This is a genomic window from Kribbella orskensis (assembly GCF_004342085.1).
GTDB lineage: Bacteria > Actinomycetota > Actinomycetes > Propionibacteriales > Kribbellaceae > Kribbella > Kribbella orskensis.
The window spans coordinates 708106-722926 of the sequence record NZ_SLWM01000002.1 but is presented as its reverse complement, the minus strand read 5'-3'; the positions used below and the strand labels follow the sequence as shown (position 1 = coordinate 722926).

Here is a 14821-nt window from a genome sequence, read left to right as displayed (position 1 = left end):
TCACGCCGGTCCGACATCCTCATGGTCGGTCGAGACCGAGATCTTCCGCCAGCGATCGAGCTCCGACCGGACCAGGTCGAGCTTGGCTTCGACTCGGGCGACCGCGTCGGACCCGAGCTGGATCCGCAGCGGGGGCTCGGCCAGATCGGCCAGGTCCACGATCGCGGCCGCCGCCTTGACCGGATCACCGGGCTGGGCGTGGTTGCGCTCGGCCATCAGTTCCCGGACCTTTCCGACCGTCCCGGCGTAGTCGTCGAGCTGCCCGTCGGCCGTGTGCAGGCTCGACCCGTCCAGGAAGTCCGTGCGGAAGAACCCGGGCTCGACGATCGTGACGTGCACCCCGAGCGGCTGCAGTTCGGCGTACAGGGCCTCGGAGAAGCCCTCTACGGCGAACTTGGTGGCCGCGTAGACACCCCAGCCCGGCGTACCGGTGAAGCCGCCGACGGAGCTGATCGAGATCACGCGGCCCGAGCGCTGGCTCCGCAGTACCGGCAGTACCGCGCGCTGGACGTTGAACGTGCCGAACACGTTGGTGTCGAAGACCGCCCGGGCCGCCGAGTCGCTCACCTCCTCGACCGCGCCGAGCAGCCCGCGCCCCGCATTGTTGACCAGCACATCGATCCGCCCGAACCTCTGTACTGCGGCGTCGACCGCCGCGCGCGCCTGACTCTCATCGGTGACGTCGAGCGCGAGTGCCAGCACATCGTAGCCGCTGAATGGGATGTCCTCCGGCTTCCGCGCGGTCGCGACCACCTGGTTGCCACGAGCAAGGGCTTCCTTGACGATCTCGGCGCCGAATCCGCGCGAGGCGCCGGTGACGAACCAGACGCTCACCGGCTCACCGCGTCGGTCAGCCGGTTGAACTCCTCGTCACTGAGCTCGACCTTGGCGGCGTTGACGTTGTCCTCGACGTGTGCGACCGAGGAGGTGCCGGGGATCGGCAGCATCACGGGGGAGCGCTTGAGGAGCCACGCGAGGGCGAGCTGCGAGGGGCTGGCGTCGTGCTCACGGGCGATCTCGTCGAGCGGGCCGCCGGCCTTCGCCAGACCACCCGTCGCGAGGGGGAACCACGGGATGAAGCCGAGGTTGTTCTGCTCGGCGTACTCGAGGACGGGCTCGGCGTCGCGCTGGCTGAGGTTGTAGAGGTTCTGCACGGACACGATCGGGGCGATCGCGGCCGCCTCCCGGATCTCCTCGACGCTGACCTCGGACAGCCCGAGGTGGCGGATCTTGCCCTCGACCTGCAGCTTGGCGAGCTCACCGATCTGGTCCGCGAGGGGGACCTTCGGGTCGATCCGGTGCAACTGGAGCAGGTCGATCCGCTCGAGCCCGAGATTCCGCAGACTCAGCTCGACCTGCTGGCGGAGGTACTCCGGCCGCCCGAGCGGAACCCAGCCGCCCGGCCCGGTCCGCGCGAACCCGGCCTTGGTGGCGATCACCAGGTCGTCGGCATACGGGTGGAGTGCCTTCTTGAGCAGCAGGTCCGCGGTGAACGGGCCGTAGGCGTCGGCCGTGTCGATGAAGTTCACCCCGAGCTCGACCGCGCGCCGCAGTACCCGGACGGCCTCGTCCGGATCCCGGGACTCGCCCCACACCCCTTCGCCGGGAAGCTGCATCGTCCCGTACCCCAACCGCCTGACAGTGAGGTCGCCTCCGATGGTGAACTCCCCGGCGGCGGCCGCAACTGCTTCGCTCATGTCCTTCTCCTAACTAAACTAAACGTACAGTTCACATTAGCTCGGTCAGCCGCGGACACAAGCGGTGAATCAGCAGACAGCAGCGGGGCGGTGTGGTCAGAGAAGTTGGCGTTCGAGGGAGGTGGCGACCCAGTCCTCGAACTCCCCGGTGGTCCAGCCCGACTCGGTGACGAGTTCGCGGTAGACGCCGGGCGCGGCGAGAGCGCGGTAGATCGCCTGGGCCTGCTTCACCGGGACGGCGAGGTCCTGCTGCATCGAGGCGATGATGGCGTCCATCACCTCGTTGCGACCGGCAAGTTTCGACCGCAGCAACGCTCGGGTCTCGGCGCTCTCGTCGGTGGCGGCCTCGAAGATGAGGACGACGTCGAAGCCGGCGGAGTACAGATTCGTCAACCAGTGCGAGGCTTTCCGGAGTTTGGCGGCAGGCTCGGTCTCGGCCAGCACCTCGCCCGCCGACTCCCGCGCGCCGGCCCGCTGCAGCCAGAGGTCGCAGATCAGCGACAGGATCTCCCGCTTCGTCCCGAACGCCGAGTAGACCGTCCGCGTCGCGACCCCCGCCTGTTTGGCGATGGCGTCGATGCTCGTCGCGCCGTACCCGTCGGCCGCGAACAGTGCCCGTGCCGCCTCGGCGATCCGTACGCGGGTCGCCTCCGCCTGCTGCTGGCGATAGGTCTTGACGGACTCGGCCATATGGGCACACTATCAATGTGTTCAGTGCAGTACTACTGCAACGAGTGCACTATCAGTGCATCAAGATCTCCAGGGGGAACCCATGCCAGTCACCACGCGTTCGGAAGCCTTCGTCGCGCTCGAGCGGATCCTGCGGGAGGGGTTCGCGGCCGGGAACGCCGACATCGTCGACGAGATCTGCTCGCCGGACCTGATCGAGCACCAGTTCGGCCTCGCCGGCAGCGGCGCGGAGGCCCGCGAGCACGTCAAGCAGGCGATCCGCGACGTCCACGCGATGATGCCGGACATCGTCTACACGATCGAGGACTCCGTGACGGTCGGAGACACCGTCTGGCTCCGGGGTCGAGCCCGCGGTACCGCGACCGGGCCGTTCTTCGGCCCGCCCAGCAACGCGCCCGTCGACATCGCCCTCTTCGAGGTAGCCCGCGTCGTCGACGGCCGGATCGTCGAACACTGGGGCAACCCCGACCGCTTCGCCCTGCTAGCCCAAACCGGGATACTTGCCCGCCTGGAATGACCTCCGTACGCCTGGTCGCCCTGCCGGATCCCATCAGCCCGACCGATTTCGCCGAGCCGTCGTCCGAGGTAGTCCGCCAGTGTCCGAGACGCAGGTGGTCTTTGCGGATGTGGCTCGGATTGGTCGTTTTGCTTGCAGTGCGGGTGGTTGCCCGCGGCATGGGTGCGGGTGGTTCGCGGTCTCCGCTGCGTGATGGTGCTAGTCGGGCTGGGGTGCGTCAAGAGCGCTTCGCGTCCCTTCGGGATCGAAACAAGTTTCGACTCTTGACGCACCCCATCCCGACCAGGGAAGGACGCAGCTGCGCGGATCCCGCGGGGAGGTCTGAGCCGGGTAGAGGTGGTGCTTTCGGGGGTGCGGTGTACCCAACGACAGGTAGTACCAGGCTGATCGTGGAGGGTCCAGGCGTGGGTGGCCTGCCCGGGTGGCGTGTGCGGCGACTACTTCCTGTCCTTCGGTACGCAAGACGCTCCCCGGGGGTGGGTTTCGCCCCGGTGGGTGGTGGTTGTGCCGATTCGGGGGTTGGTGCTGGCGGGTTATTCGACCACTGGCAGGTTGTTGGCCGGCTGGCGGGTTGTTCGGCCGGCTTGTGGCTCGTGGCGGGTCCACTGGCCGGTTGTTCGCCGACTGGCGGCTAGTAAGGCGCCAGCGGTCGAACAGCCCGTCAGCGGGAGGCCGATCGCCGGCCTCGGGGGCTGACGGCGAGCGGCGGTGGGGAGGCGGACACCTTCTCGGGGGTGTGCCAGCCGGTGGGCGGTTATGGGGACCTCGAACACCGTATGGGGACCTACGACAGGTCATGCCGTGTCCGAGGTCCCGACTTGGTGTCCGAGGCCCCACCTTGTGTACCAGTTGAGCGTCCGGAGCGGCTGGGACCTGCTCAGGTGGTGCACAAAGTGCCGGTTTCGGGCGCTCGCTGCCCCTCCGGGCAAAAGAGCTTCCCCGAGCGACTGGGCGGAGGAGCTCCCTGGGCCTTGTCGCCACACCTCCCAGCGGCTCCGGGATAGCTGCGTCCTTCCCTGGTCGGGGTGGGGTGGGTCAAGAGTCGGAACTTGTTCCGATCCCGAAGGGACGCCGAAGGCGCTCTTGACGCACACCACCCCGACCAGCACCATCACGCAGCCCGGGGACGCAACCACCCTTGCTCCTGCAGGCTGGAACCACCTCCGCCCATGCCTGTGGAGGGCGGAGTACCAGTCAGTTGAGGTTGAGGGTGGTGGCGGCCTTGGTCGAGGCGTCAGCGCCGTACGCCGAGGCGAGGCGGTCCAGGAAGGCGGGGCGGTTCAGTGTGTATTCCTGGGTGCCGACCGTTTCCAGGACGGTGGTGGCTAGCGTGCAGCCGATCTGGGCGGCGGCTTCGTGGTCGAGGCCGGCGGCGCGGCCGGTGAGGTAGCCGGCGCGGAAGGCGTCGCCGCCGCCGGTCGGGTCGACCAGGGCCGGGGTGGGGACGGCGGGGATCTTGGCGATGGTGCCGGCTGCGTTCTCGATCACGACGCCGTCGCCGCCGTGGGTGGTGACGCGGACGCCGACGCGACTGAGGATCTCCTCGTTGCTCCAGCCGGTCTTCTGCGCCATCAGGCCGGACTCGTACTCGTTGCTGAACAGGTACGCCGAGCCGTCGATCAGCTCGCGGATCTGCTCGCCCTCCATCCGGGCCAGCTGCTGCGACGGGTCCGCCGCGATGTCGATGCCGTTCGCCTTGGCCAGCGCCGTGTGACGGAGCATGCCGTCCGGGTCGTCCGCGCCGATCAGGACCAGGTCGATGCCACCGGTCGCGGCGTGGATCGCGCTCAGGTCGATCTCCCGCGCCTCGGCCATCGCGCCGGTGTAGAACGAGGCGATCTGGTTCGCGTCGAGGTCCGTGGTACAGGTGAAACGCGCCGTGTGCACCTGGTCGCAGATCCGCACGTGCGAGATGTCGACACCGGCCGCGACCAGGGCGGCGCCGTAGTCGGCGAAGTCGGAGCCGACCGAGCCGACCAGCAGCGACGGCTGGCCGAGCTGGGCCATCCCGTAGCAGATGTTGGCGCCGACCCCGCCACGGTGCACGACCAGCTCGTCCACCAGGAAGGACAGGGACACCTTGTGCATCTGTTCCTCGAGGAACTGGTCCTTGAAGCGTCCAGGGAACGTCATCAAGATGTCGGTCGCGATCGATCCGGCGACGGCGATACGCATACGGAGGCTCCTCGGAAGGGGTCGGTGTCGTGCGGTTGGACAGCGCGTAGAGACTACAGGCGAGACAACGACACCACAGAGGATGGCGGAATTCGATGGGCAATCAGGTTCTGGTCACCGACGAGCTGCACGAGTACATGGTCGCCCACGGCATGCCGCTGGACGAGATCGCGCGGGAGCTGGTCGAGGAGACCCACAAGCTGGGCGGCGTGTCGGTGATGCTGACCACTGCCGACCAGGCGGCGCTGCTGACCACGCTGACCCGGCTGGTCTCGGCCCGCCGCGCGGTCGAGATCGGCACCTTCACCGGGTTCTCGGCGCTGGCGATCTCCCGCGGTCTGCCGGACGACGGCGAGCTGATCTGCCTCGACGTGAGCGACGAGTGGACGTCGATCGGCCGCCGGTACTGGGAGCGGGCCGGCGTGGCGGACAGGATCGACCTGCGGATCGGCGACGCGCACGAGTCGGCGGCGAAGCTGGAGGGCGAGTTCGACCTGGCCTTCGTGGACGCGGAGAAGCCGGGGTACATCGACTACTTCGAGCAGTTGCTACCGCGGATCCGGACGAACGGCCTGCTGCTGTTCGACAACACGCTGGCCGGTGGCCGGGTGGTCGGGCAGCACGAGCAGGACCCGGTCGACCGCAAGGAGTTCAACGCGCACATCGCCAGGGACGAGCGCGTCGACGTTGTCATCCTCGGCATCGGCGACGGGCTGACCCTGGTCCGCAAGCGATGAGCAAGGCCGTGCCCCGGCTGGCCGTGAAAGGCCTCCGGCATCTGTACGCCGAGCGCCCGGTGATCGAGGACCTCACCTTCACCCTGCGGGCCGGCCAGGCGATCGCCCTGGTCGGCCCGAACGGCGCGGGCAAGACCACGGTGCTCAAGTGCATCGTGGGTTCGGCCGAGCCGGCCGCCGGCCAGATCCTGCTGGACGGGTTGCCGATCGACGAGCGCGTCGAGGTGGTCCGTCGGGACGTGGCCTCGCTGCTCGACGACCTCGACTTCTTCCCGGACCTGAGCGCCGCCGAGCACCTGGACCTGCTGGCCCGGGCGCACGGCAACGCGGAGCCGGAAGACCTGGTGGACACCTTGCTCGACGACGTCGGCCTGCTCGCGGCCGCGGATCAGTTGCCTGGGTCCCTCTCTTCCGGTCAGCGTCGCCGGCTCGCCCTGGCGACCGCCCTGGTGCGGCCGCGGAAGCTGCTGGTGCTGGACGAGCCCGAGCAGCGTCTGGACACCGCGGGCGTCACCTGGCTGGCCGAGCGCCTGGTGGAGGAGAAGAAGTCCGGTACGTCGATCCTGTTCGCGAGTCACGACACGACCCTGGTGGACGCCGTCGCCGACCACACCGTCGCGCTCACCCCGCTGCCATGAGTACGGCGGACCCGGTGGACGGGCCGGTCGTCTTCGACCCGGCGGACTTCGGCGCGATCCCGACGTCGAAGGAACTGCGCCGCTGGATGCGCAAGGTCCGCCGCGGCAAGGCGGATCGCTCGGTCTGGCAGCAGTTCGAGGACATCTACCTCGTCATCTTCGCGCTGGCGATGCTCGGCGCCACGGGTGGCAACGTCGTCCTCAACCTGAACGACCGCAGTGCCGGCTGTACTACGGCGTCGTGCGGGTGGTTGCTGGACACGGTGCCGCTGATCCTGGTTCCGCTGTTGGTGTCGGGGATGCTCCGCGTGCTGCTGAGCATCGGCCCGGTCTCCGCGTCGCGGGCGACGGGGTTCTGGCTGCTGGCGACCCCGGTGGATCGCGCGTCGCTCCTGCGGCCGTCATACCGGCTGGTGATGGTTGGGGCGGTCGTGGTGGGCGCGTTGGCCGCGGTGGTCGGCTGGGCGCTGTTCGGGACGAACTGGTCGACCGTTGGTGAGGCAGCGGTGCTGACGACGGTCGTGCTGCTCTGCACGGCTTGTGTGACCGTGTGGGCCCAGCAGACGGCCGCACGGTCTCGCCGCGCGCTGTGGGTAGCTGACGGCCTTCTGGTACTGGCTGCCGTGCCCGCGCTGCTTCTCGCTATCCGTCCGAGGGAGGAGGCAGCAGTCACCTCCACCTTGGTTGACCTGAACAACGGCTCGGCCCAGATCAGGCTGGTGGTGATCAGCGCGATCGCTGTGCTGGTGGCAGTGGCCCTGGTCGTGTTCACCTCGCGGACGCTCAACAACCTGAGTCGGCAGAGCGTTGTCGCCGGGGGAGAGCTACTGGCCGGAATAGCCGGAGCCGCGATCACACTGGACGTCAGCCTGCTGGCAGATGTGGTTGCCGGGCGCCACTGGCGTCAGGTCGGCCGGGTGAAGTCGCGGCGCGGCCGTGGTTCGCGGGGAGTCGCGATGATCCACCGCGAGTTCGTGCGCGTACTGCGGTGGCCACGGCGGCTCGTGATCGGCTTCGCCCTGCTGGTGGTCCCGTACGCCGTGGCCGGCACCGGGTACGACGTACTGGTGCCCATCGCGGCTGGGCTGGCCGGCTTCATAGCCGTGCGGCCGCTCATGGACGGGCTGCGCTCGGTTTGCCGCTCCATCGGGCTCGTCCGCGCGCTCGGCATGGACCTCCGCGAGCTACGGGTGATCATGTCCGTCGCGCCGGGCGCCTTCGCGGCTCTGTGGGCGGCGCTGGCTACCCCCGCGTTGGGGAGCCCTGCTGTGGCGTTCGCTGTTGCCGCAGGCATGCTCACCGGCGCCGTACGTCAGGCCTCAGCCCGGCCGCCGTCGTACAGCGGACCTCTGGTGGCGTCGCCGATGGGCGCCATCCCACCCGGCCTGTTCTCCACCCCCATCCGCGGCTTCGACCTGCTCCTGGTCTGCCTGGCCCCCGTCCTCCTCGGCCTCAGCGACACCTGGGTACTGGTGATCCCCTCGATCGTCCTCCTGATCCTCTTCTCGGTGAAACCCAAACAGAACTAGTCCTCGGCGGAAAGCAGAGTCGACCCATCCCAGGTGAAGCGTGCCGTCGTCACAGCGTCGTCGCCGTCGTTGCCAGTGATGAGCTGGTGGATGCCGATCCCGCTCAGCTCGGCATAGGTGCACCACTCGTGGTCGGAGGTCAGAACCAGATCGAGGTCCAGAGTCGACAACAGCGCGAAAATCTGGCCGCGGTTCGTGGTGTCCACGCCGACGAAGACTTCATCGAGCAGGATCACCCGAGGTGCTTGCGGTTCGGCCTGATAGTGCGCAGCCACTGCGGCGAACAGTGGTAGGTGCAGAACGATGGCCTTCTCACCACCGGACAGGGCACCGTGGAGCTTCTTCGTCAGGAGCTGCCACCCCGCGCCATTGGCTCTGTCGACCTTCACAGCAAACCGGTGCCATGCGGTGTAGTCGAAGACCTGAGCCAACTGCTGCTCCCAGCTGGTCGCTGTGTCGTCTGCTTTGGCCTGGTCGATCCGGTCACGGAAGAACTGATGCAGGGACTGCCGGTCCGACTCGGACAGTTGGACCGGATCCTTGAGCAGGAGGTCCCGCGCGGTCTTGGTGCCGGCGGGGAGGTCCGGCGCTACCTGCCAGACCAGCCGGACGGCGACCTGCGAGGCCGTCCGGACTCGGTCGAGGCGGGCATTCATCCCGTCGACCAGCTCGTTGGCCTGCCGAATTCGGGCGGCGAGGTGGCGCCGTGTGTCGCCCGTGAGCGTTTGATCGAACAGCTCCCGCTCGCGGTCGGTGATCTCGTGCCGGCTGCGCTCGGCGTCCTCGCGAAGAATCCGCAGTAGTTCGCTTGCGCCGACCCGAACACCGTCAACCACCGCGGTGAAGACCTGCAGATCTTCGTCGGTTTCCAGATCGAGATCCGCTCGTGAGCTGAGCGCGGTCCGGGAAGCGTGAACCGATTCCGACAGCCGATGGAGCGCATCGCCGAGACTCTTCGGGGTATGAGGGAGCAGCGGCCAGGCAGCCGCCACCAGACGAGCGGCGTCGAGAGTTGCGCGCACGCCATCGGATCCAGTCAGGATCGAGGTGAATCGGGCCAACTCCCCGAGTGCACTGTCCGCAGGAAAGGTTGTTGTGGACAGGTGGCGGAACTGTTGTGCGGCGATGTCTCGTCCGGTCGTCGACTGATCGCGTGCCTCGGCATCTGCCACCCGCTGACTCTGCAGAGCCCCAAGTTGCTCCGCCAGCTCCAAGACCTCGTGGCTCTTGCTCCGCCTGGTGGTGTCGAGCTCCTTCAGTTCGCGGCGTGCGGTGTCGATCTCGGCGAGCACCTCGCGGTAGTCCGCGCTGATGGTGCTGTCGATAGCTGAGAGCATCGAAGCGAGGCGCCGATGCTCCGCCTCCTCGGCCGCCGCCTCGACTTCCCGCTCACTGGCGATGGCGGCCGACCGTTCTGCCTGGCGATCCAGATTCGCGACGAGTTCGGTCGCCGAAATGAGGTTGTCCCGCTCGTCGAGCCACAGCTCGGCTCGGCTGCTGAAGGCGCGGATGGCGGTCGTCAGTTCCGACAGAGCCGATCGCGAGGTCGGTACCGCGTGCTCCGAGGCCAGGCGCATCAGATCGTGCAGGGCCCGAGTCGCTGCGCTCTCCCGTTCAGCCATTGTCCCGACGCGTTCCCGAACTACTCGATCTGCTGCTTTGAGATCGGATTCGGCCTGAGTCAGCAGGTGGCTCGCTCTCGACAACTCGTCGTGACTGGGACGAGCCGCACGCTCAGCGCGGACGACCTCGCGCCGGGTTCGTAGAGTGGCCAGTTCCTGTTCGTGGGCGGCGATGGTGGACTCGAGCTCACGGAGCTGGCTGATCAGCGTGCTGAGCTCGCGTTGGCGGGCACGTGCACGTGCGGCTGATCCGATGTACGCCGCGTCGTCCTTGTGCCAGCTACCCGTCAGAGCTGCCATGCGCCAGGTACCGGTCGCGCCGATGGCTGCGGGGGACCCGGGCGGTAGCTGCTCGTCGAAGGCAACAGCGGACAGTAGACGCCTTACGTCAGCAGGGTCGACAGGGGCGTCGTGCTCCGGGATCAGGACGTCGGCCAGCGAACGGCCGGAGACCGGTACCAAGACCTCCGGGTCGGCGAAGATGTCATGTCCCTCGATCTCGCCACGAGGACCCAGCCAGGCGTCCAGCAGCCCCGATGCTTCCAACGCTGCCTCCACGCCTGCGCGGGTTGAATCGGAGACGGATTCGGCGAAGTCGACCAACCGCCACAAAGGTGCGCCCACTGACCGCGTCCGGTCTGTTGTCCGGGTGGCCGGAGCCGTCGGCGGGATGTCGTGGTGTGCATCGAGGCGTGCCTTCTTGGCTTCGAGGTCCCTCAGTTCGGCGGTGAGTGTGCCGAGCAACCCCTCATGTACCGCTTCGTCCCTGCTGATCTGCTGCAGTGTGACAGCTGCAGCGGCGTCGACCTGAGCCATCAGATCAGTCTCCGGCTCGAGGTGGTCAGCGAGCTCTTCGGGATTCTCGAAGGCCAGCTCGCGGCAGGCGGCAGCCCAGGCCAGGACCTGTGCCTCCAATTCAGAGAGCGCCACGGCACGTTGATCGACGACTGCGTCCAGTTGTGCTTTCGCCTCGGAGTGCGCCGACCTTGCGGCCTCCAGCTCAGCCTCCGCCTCCTCCCTGCGCATGATCGCCTGCTCGTGACTGGTGAGAGCCTCACCCACCACCTCCAGCTGGCCCGTCCGGCTTTGGATCGCGGCCCGCAAGAGGTTCTTCTGAGCCGACGAGGACCCGGCCGGGTTGTCGGCAAGCTCGTTGTGAAGGCTGACCAGCCCCGATCGGACAGCGGCCTGATGCGCCTCCGAACCCCGGATCGTTGTCAGGTTCTCCTGGCTGAGTTGTCGCGCCCTTGCCTCTCGGGCCAGGCCCGCATCACCGGAGGCGTCAGCTTGTTTGGCGGATGCATCGGCACGCAACGAACCGGCCCGGGTCTGGGCGGCCGCCGTCTGCCGGCGCAGCCGATCCAGCTCCTGCCCCTGCTTGTATCCCTCGCTCTCGGTCAGGCCCGTGATGCGAGCATCGGTCTCTTCGATCTGCTGCTCGAGAGTCTCGACAAGGGTCTCGGTTGATTCCTTCTTTTCGTGCGCCAGCCGATGCTCCTCGTCGGACTGCCTCGCCTTCCTGGTGATGTTGTCGAGTTCAGTGGTCGCTGTTACGAGCGCCGCGGCGCGGGCCCGCAGTACGCGCTGGGCATAGGCTTGCTGCCGCGATGCCAGGGTCCGGGTGGCCGCGACCTCTTCCTCCAGCGACTTCAGACGTTCACGTTGCGCATCGAGCCGCTCGAAACCCTCGGCCAGGTCGGAGATCTCCTGCTGACCGAGTGGAGGAAGTGCCCGGGACAACAAGGTAGACAGCAGAGCGGGGTCGAGTCGCTGCGACAGTTTGGGGGTGCGGAGTTGCAGCAGCGCGGTGATCAGCGCGTCGAACCGTTGCTCATTGAGCGCCGGGAACAGTGCCGAGCGGACGGTGGCGCGGTACTCCGTCGCGTTGCCGTGCACGACACCCGCGTCGCCGAGCTCTTCCTCGAGCGCGGACCGGGTCAAGGGCTGACCCGCGGCATTGACCAGTGCGACGCCGTCCGGGCCGCCAATTCTCGTCGACGTGGTGAAGTAGTCAGGATGCACAGTGCTGGTGTGCGAACTGGCCTGCAATCGGGCTCCGCAGCTGAACCAGCGGTCCTGGTCGCCGGAGAAGCCGAACTCGAGCCAGACGTAGCCGACTCTTGTCGTCCCGGACGAACCCTCGCCCATCAGATTCCAGTGCATGGTCCGTTCGCTGGTGCCGAAGGTGGACAGCCGGTTGGATCGCAGGTTCGCGTCGAACAGGAACGGGAGCAGGAGCTCGAGTGCCTTGGACTTGCCGCTGCCGTTGGGACCGCGCAGCAGCAACCGGCCGTGATGGAACTCGAAGATCTCGTCGTAGTAGCGCCAGATGTTGATGATGCCGGCCCGGCTCGGTACCCAGCGGGGTGCGCCGTCAGGAGTCCGGGCGGCGGCGCGACGAGATAGTTCAGTGACGGTCATGCCACCGGCTCCCCTTCGGAATCAGCGGTTCTGGTCTCCCGGACGAGATATCGGGCTGCCGCCGGAAGCGGGTGGACGACTCCCGAGGAGACACGGACAAGGCCGAACTCGGTCAGGACGGCCAGCGCGTCCGTTGTCAGCACGGCCGGACCGTCCGCCACCTGATAGGTCTTGGCCCAGCGCGGGAAGCGTTCGAGTAGCCCGGCCGCCGTGATCGCCAGCTGGTCGATCGTCGTCGGCTCGGTGATCGCATCCAGGATCAGCAAGGCGGCGACCTTCGCAGTACCGGCGTCGTCCGGGAATCGCAGGTCGGTCGCGATGCTGTCGGTATCCACCAGCATGACGCCTTCGGCGCGCTCCTCCAGCGCGAATCCAGCCTGATCGGCCGCCCGGCGCAGTAGTTGCCGCCCGGTGGGCGAGGTCAGATAGGCCCGTTCCTCGGCCGTCAGATCATCGAAGTAGAGCACTGGGTCGTCGACGAGTCGGCGGAACACCGAATGGCGGAGCCAAAGATTCCGTTGCACGTCCGACCGGACCGCGCCTTCGTGGTGTCGGCCGGAGGAGGCGCCGTAGCGCTTCTCGTGGGTGACTGCGACCACCAGTTCCTCGAATCTGAACGCCACCTCGTCAACCGGCAGTGCCAGCTCGGACGGGCCAACGGGCGCGGCGAGAAGGCGGAGTAGCAATGTCGCATCGACCCGGTAGAGCACTTTGGCGGTGGCGGAGTCGACGAACGCGTCGGTCGCACCGTCGATGACGTCGAGGATGCCGAAGGACTCGAGCAACCGCAGTACGTCGACGAACGCCATCCGCTCGGCGCGGCTCGCAGTGTCGAAACCAACCAGCACCTCGTCGGCCTGGGTCGCACTGGCGACTCGGTCGGCCAGGAGCCCGACAGTCGTGACAGGGACGGTCAGCAGCTCGGCACCGACGACGCAGAGCAGGACATAGCGCCGGCGATCGAAGGCCGCCCGGCCAGATCGCAGCCGGCGTGCCGGGCGAGTGGCATCGGAAGCAGCGCGGACCTTGACGAGCCGGGCGTATCCCTGCCTGGGCTCGACTGTGAGAGCCCAGCCGCAGTAGTAGTCGAACCATTGCCTGATTGGCTCACGCCGTCGGCGGACCAGGTCGAACAACCCCGCAGACGTCTTCTCACTGATCAGCGGGCTGGAAAGCAGGACCCGGATGCCCTGGGCTACTTCTTCCCGTTCCGCCAGCACCAGCTGGTTGGCGAGCTGGCTCATCAGCGGCCTCCGCTCGTCCGGCGAGCCTGCCGCAGACCCGAGGTCCGGATCTCGACCTCGTAGTCGGGTCCCTTGAAAACGCCACGGGGAGTCCTCAGGCTGCAGGTCGCGCGATCCACCGGTTGGCGCAGGACGACCTCGATGCTCGCGTCCGAAGTGGTGCTCCGCCGGACACCAGTGGTATCCGGTGCGTTGGCCAACGCACGGCCGAGTAACTCCAGCAGGCGCTCGAACACCCCATGGTCGAGTGACCCGAATGCCGACAGCCGGATCGCGCCGCCGGTGTCCAGCATGTTCCACGCTGCTTCGAGTTGTGCCCTTTCCTCCACCGCCCGTGCTGCCCGGTCGGCTTTGAGCCTGGCGACATCACGGACCCGTCCCGTTCGGCTGAATCGCTCGGTGCGGCCGGCAGTGCGCAGCAGCGGCGACACTTCGACGGCAGGCGCCTGCCACCACGGTGTGGAGGAGCTCACCAGTTCGGGGTCCGGCTGGGCCAGGTGGGCGTGGCGCGACGAGCTGAGTCCGAACATGGTGGACCAGAGCCGATGCAGGTCATCCTGGGCGGGGACGACGCTGAACCATCGCGCCAGCTCGCGGAAGTCCGCGACGGCGCTGCTGGCCCGCCGACGGGATTCAGTGATCCTGTCCAGCACCTGGAGCAGGGTGATGATGGCGCGGCGAGCGACGAGGTGGAGCTGCTCCACTCGCGCGGCCGAGCCGTCGGCCGGCAGGAACCAGGAGCGAAGGCCCTCCCATCGCGCTCGACGGCGGGCGATCCAGGCAGGTCCCGGATCGGTTCCGGTCAGCTGAGGCAGGTCCGCGCCCAGCAGGGCACGCTGCTGCAACAAGCCGATGCCGAGGTCCTCGATCGTCTGGATCCGCGTCGCGATGGCATGGCTACGGTGATCAAGATTGGTGAGGAACTCCTGGAGGTAGCTGACTGTCGCCGCCTTGACATCGTGGAAGGTCGCCAGATCGGCGCTGTCCGCCCGCAGCAGGCGCTGGAGTTCCCCGTTGAACTGCTTGGTGTTGCCGCGCAGCGCCTCGAGATGACCCTCGAGCTCGGTCAGCGTGCTGTAGAGACGCCGATCCGGCCCTGAGTCGAACTCGCGGATCAGGTCCCCGAGGCGATCAGAGATTGCGTCGAGGACCGCGGTCTGGAGCGCACCGGTCGATGCCAGCAGACTCATCGCGTGGACTACGCCGGCGAAGGCGGCCTCGCCGTGGCGGGTCAGGGAATACTGCAGGTTGCGACGTTCGTACTCACCGGCCGTCCGATAGCTCTCCGCATTGTTCTGCAGGACGTCGACCAGATTCCAGCCGCGCAACTGGTCCAGTGCCGAGGTGAGGTCGGCGTCGTCGAGGACGTCCAGCCACCCGACCGATCGCAGCCTGGCCCGCACGTCATCGATCCCGAGTGCCGTCTCCAACCGCTCGTTGGCCTCCCCGAAAGCGTGCAGGACAGCCACGTAGAGTCCGGCTCGCTCGCCACTGGTGAAGCGGAACATCTCAGGCGGGACGCGAAAGGAGTCCACGCTGCCCTGCCTCTCT

Annotated in this window: 11 protein-coding genes; 4 read left to right on the top strand and 7 right to left on the bottom strand. The window is 67.7% G+C overall.

From position 1 onward, the window contains the following. The 3 genes from EV644_RS08385 to EV644_RS08375 form a co-directional block, all read right to left on the bottom strand. Entirely contained in the window at positions 1 to 834 is an 834-nt protein-coding gene (locus EV644_RS08385) for an oxidoreductase (protein WP_132187747.1), read from the bottom strand. Then, positions 831 to 1697, bottom strand: coding sequence for an aldo/keto reductase (locus EV644_RS08380; RefSeq protein ID WP_132187748.1), 867 nt, complete (start codon positions 1695 to 1697; stop codon positions 831 to 833). Before EV644_RS08380 ends, EV644_RS08385 begins: the two co-directional genes overlap by 4 nt. A gap of 96 nt (positions 1698 to 1793) precedes the next feature. Then, positions 1794 to 2387, bottom strand: a complete 594-nt coding sequence (locus tag EV644_RS08375) for a TetR/AcrR family transcriptional regulator (protein WP_132187749.1) — start codon at positions 2385 to 2387, stop codon at positions 1794 to 1796. 82 nt (positions 2388 to 2469) lie between these two features. On the opposite strand from EV644_RS08375, the gene EV644_RS08370 reads away from it, so the two are divergent. Further along, positions 2470 to 2904 carry an ester cyclase gene (locus EV644_RS08370; RefSeq protein ID WP_132187750.1) on the top strand — a complete coding sequence of 145 codons (435 nt, stop codon included), beginning with the start codon at positions 2470 to 2472 and terminating at the stop codon, positions 2902 to 2904. A 1194-nt stretch (positions 2905 to 4098) separates the two neighbouring features. On the opposite strand, the gene EV644_RS08365 is transcribed toward EV644_RS08370, so the two are convergent. Further along, entirely contained in the window at positions 4099 to 5079 is a 981-nt protein-coding gene (locus tag EV644_RS08365) for a carbohydrate kinase family protein (RefSeq protein ID WP_132187751.1), read from the bottom strand. Between the two features lie 95 nt (positions 5080 to 5174). Between EV644_RS08365 and EV644_RS08360 the strand changes: the two genes are divergently transcribed. The 3 genes from EV644_RS08360 to EV644_RS08350 are packed head-to-tail and all read left to right on the top strand — an operon-like array spanning position 5175 to position 7983. Beyond that, complete coding sequence (locus EV644_RS08360) at positions 5175 to 5816, top strand: O-methyltransferase (protein WP_132187752.1); 642 nt, start codon at positions 5175 to 5177, stop codon at positions 5814 to 5816. Continuing rightward, the gene (locus EV644_RS08355; protein ID WP_132187753.1) at positions 5813 to 6454 is read left to right on the top strand and encodes an ABC transporter ATP-binding protein; all 642 of its coding nucleotides are present in this window, start codon (positions 5813 to 5815) and stop codon (positions 6452 to 6454) included. The genes EV644_RS08360 and EV644_RS08355 overlap by 4 nt, the downstream gene beginning before the upstream one ends. Beyond that, positions 6451 to 7983, top strand: coding sequence for a DUF6297 family protein (locus EV644_RS08350; RefSeq protein ID WP_132187754.1), 1533 nt, complete (start codon positions 6451 to 6453; stop codon positions 7981 to 7983). Before EV644_RS08355 ends, EV644_RS08350 begins: the two co-directional genes overlap by 4 nt. Here the strand turns inward: EV644_RS08350 and EV644_RS08345 are convergent. From EV644_RS08345 to EV644_RS08335, 3 genes are read right to left on the bottom strand one after another with little or no spacing between them, the layout of a single operon-like run. Next, entirely contained in the window at positions 7980 to 12026 is a 4047-nt protein-coding gene (locus EV644_RS08345) for a TIGR02680 family protein (RefSeq protein ID WP_132187755.1), read from the bottom strand. The genes EV644_RS08350 and EV644_RS08345 overlap by 4 nt on opposite strands. Continuing rightward, the gene (locus EV644_RS08340) at positions 12023 to 13270 is read right to left on the bottom strand and encodes a TIGR02678 family protein (protein WP_132187756.1); all 1248 of its coding nucleotides are present in this window, start codon (positions 13268 to 13270) and stop codon (positions 12023 to 12025) included. The genes EV644_RS08345 and EV644_RS08340 overlap by 4 nt, the downstream gene beginning before the upstream one ends. Continuing rightward, positions 13270 to 14805: a TIGR02677 family protein gene (locus tag EV644_RS08335; RefSeq protein ID WP_132187757.1), complete on the bottom strand. Its 1536-nt coding sequence runs from the start codon at positions 14803 to 14805 to the stop codon at positions 13270 to 13272. Before EV644_RS08335 ends, EV644_RS08340 begins: the two co-directional genes overlap by 1 nt. Positions 14806 to 14821 lie beyond the last annotated feature (16 nt).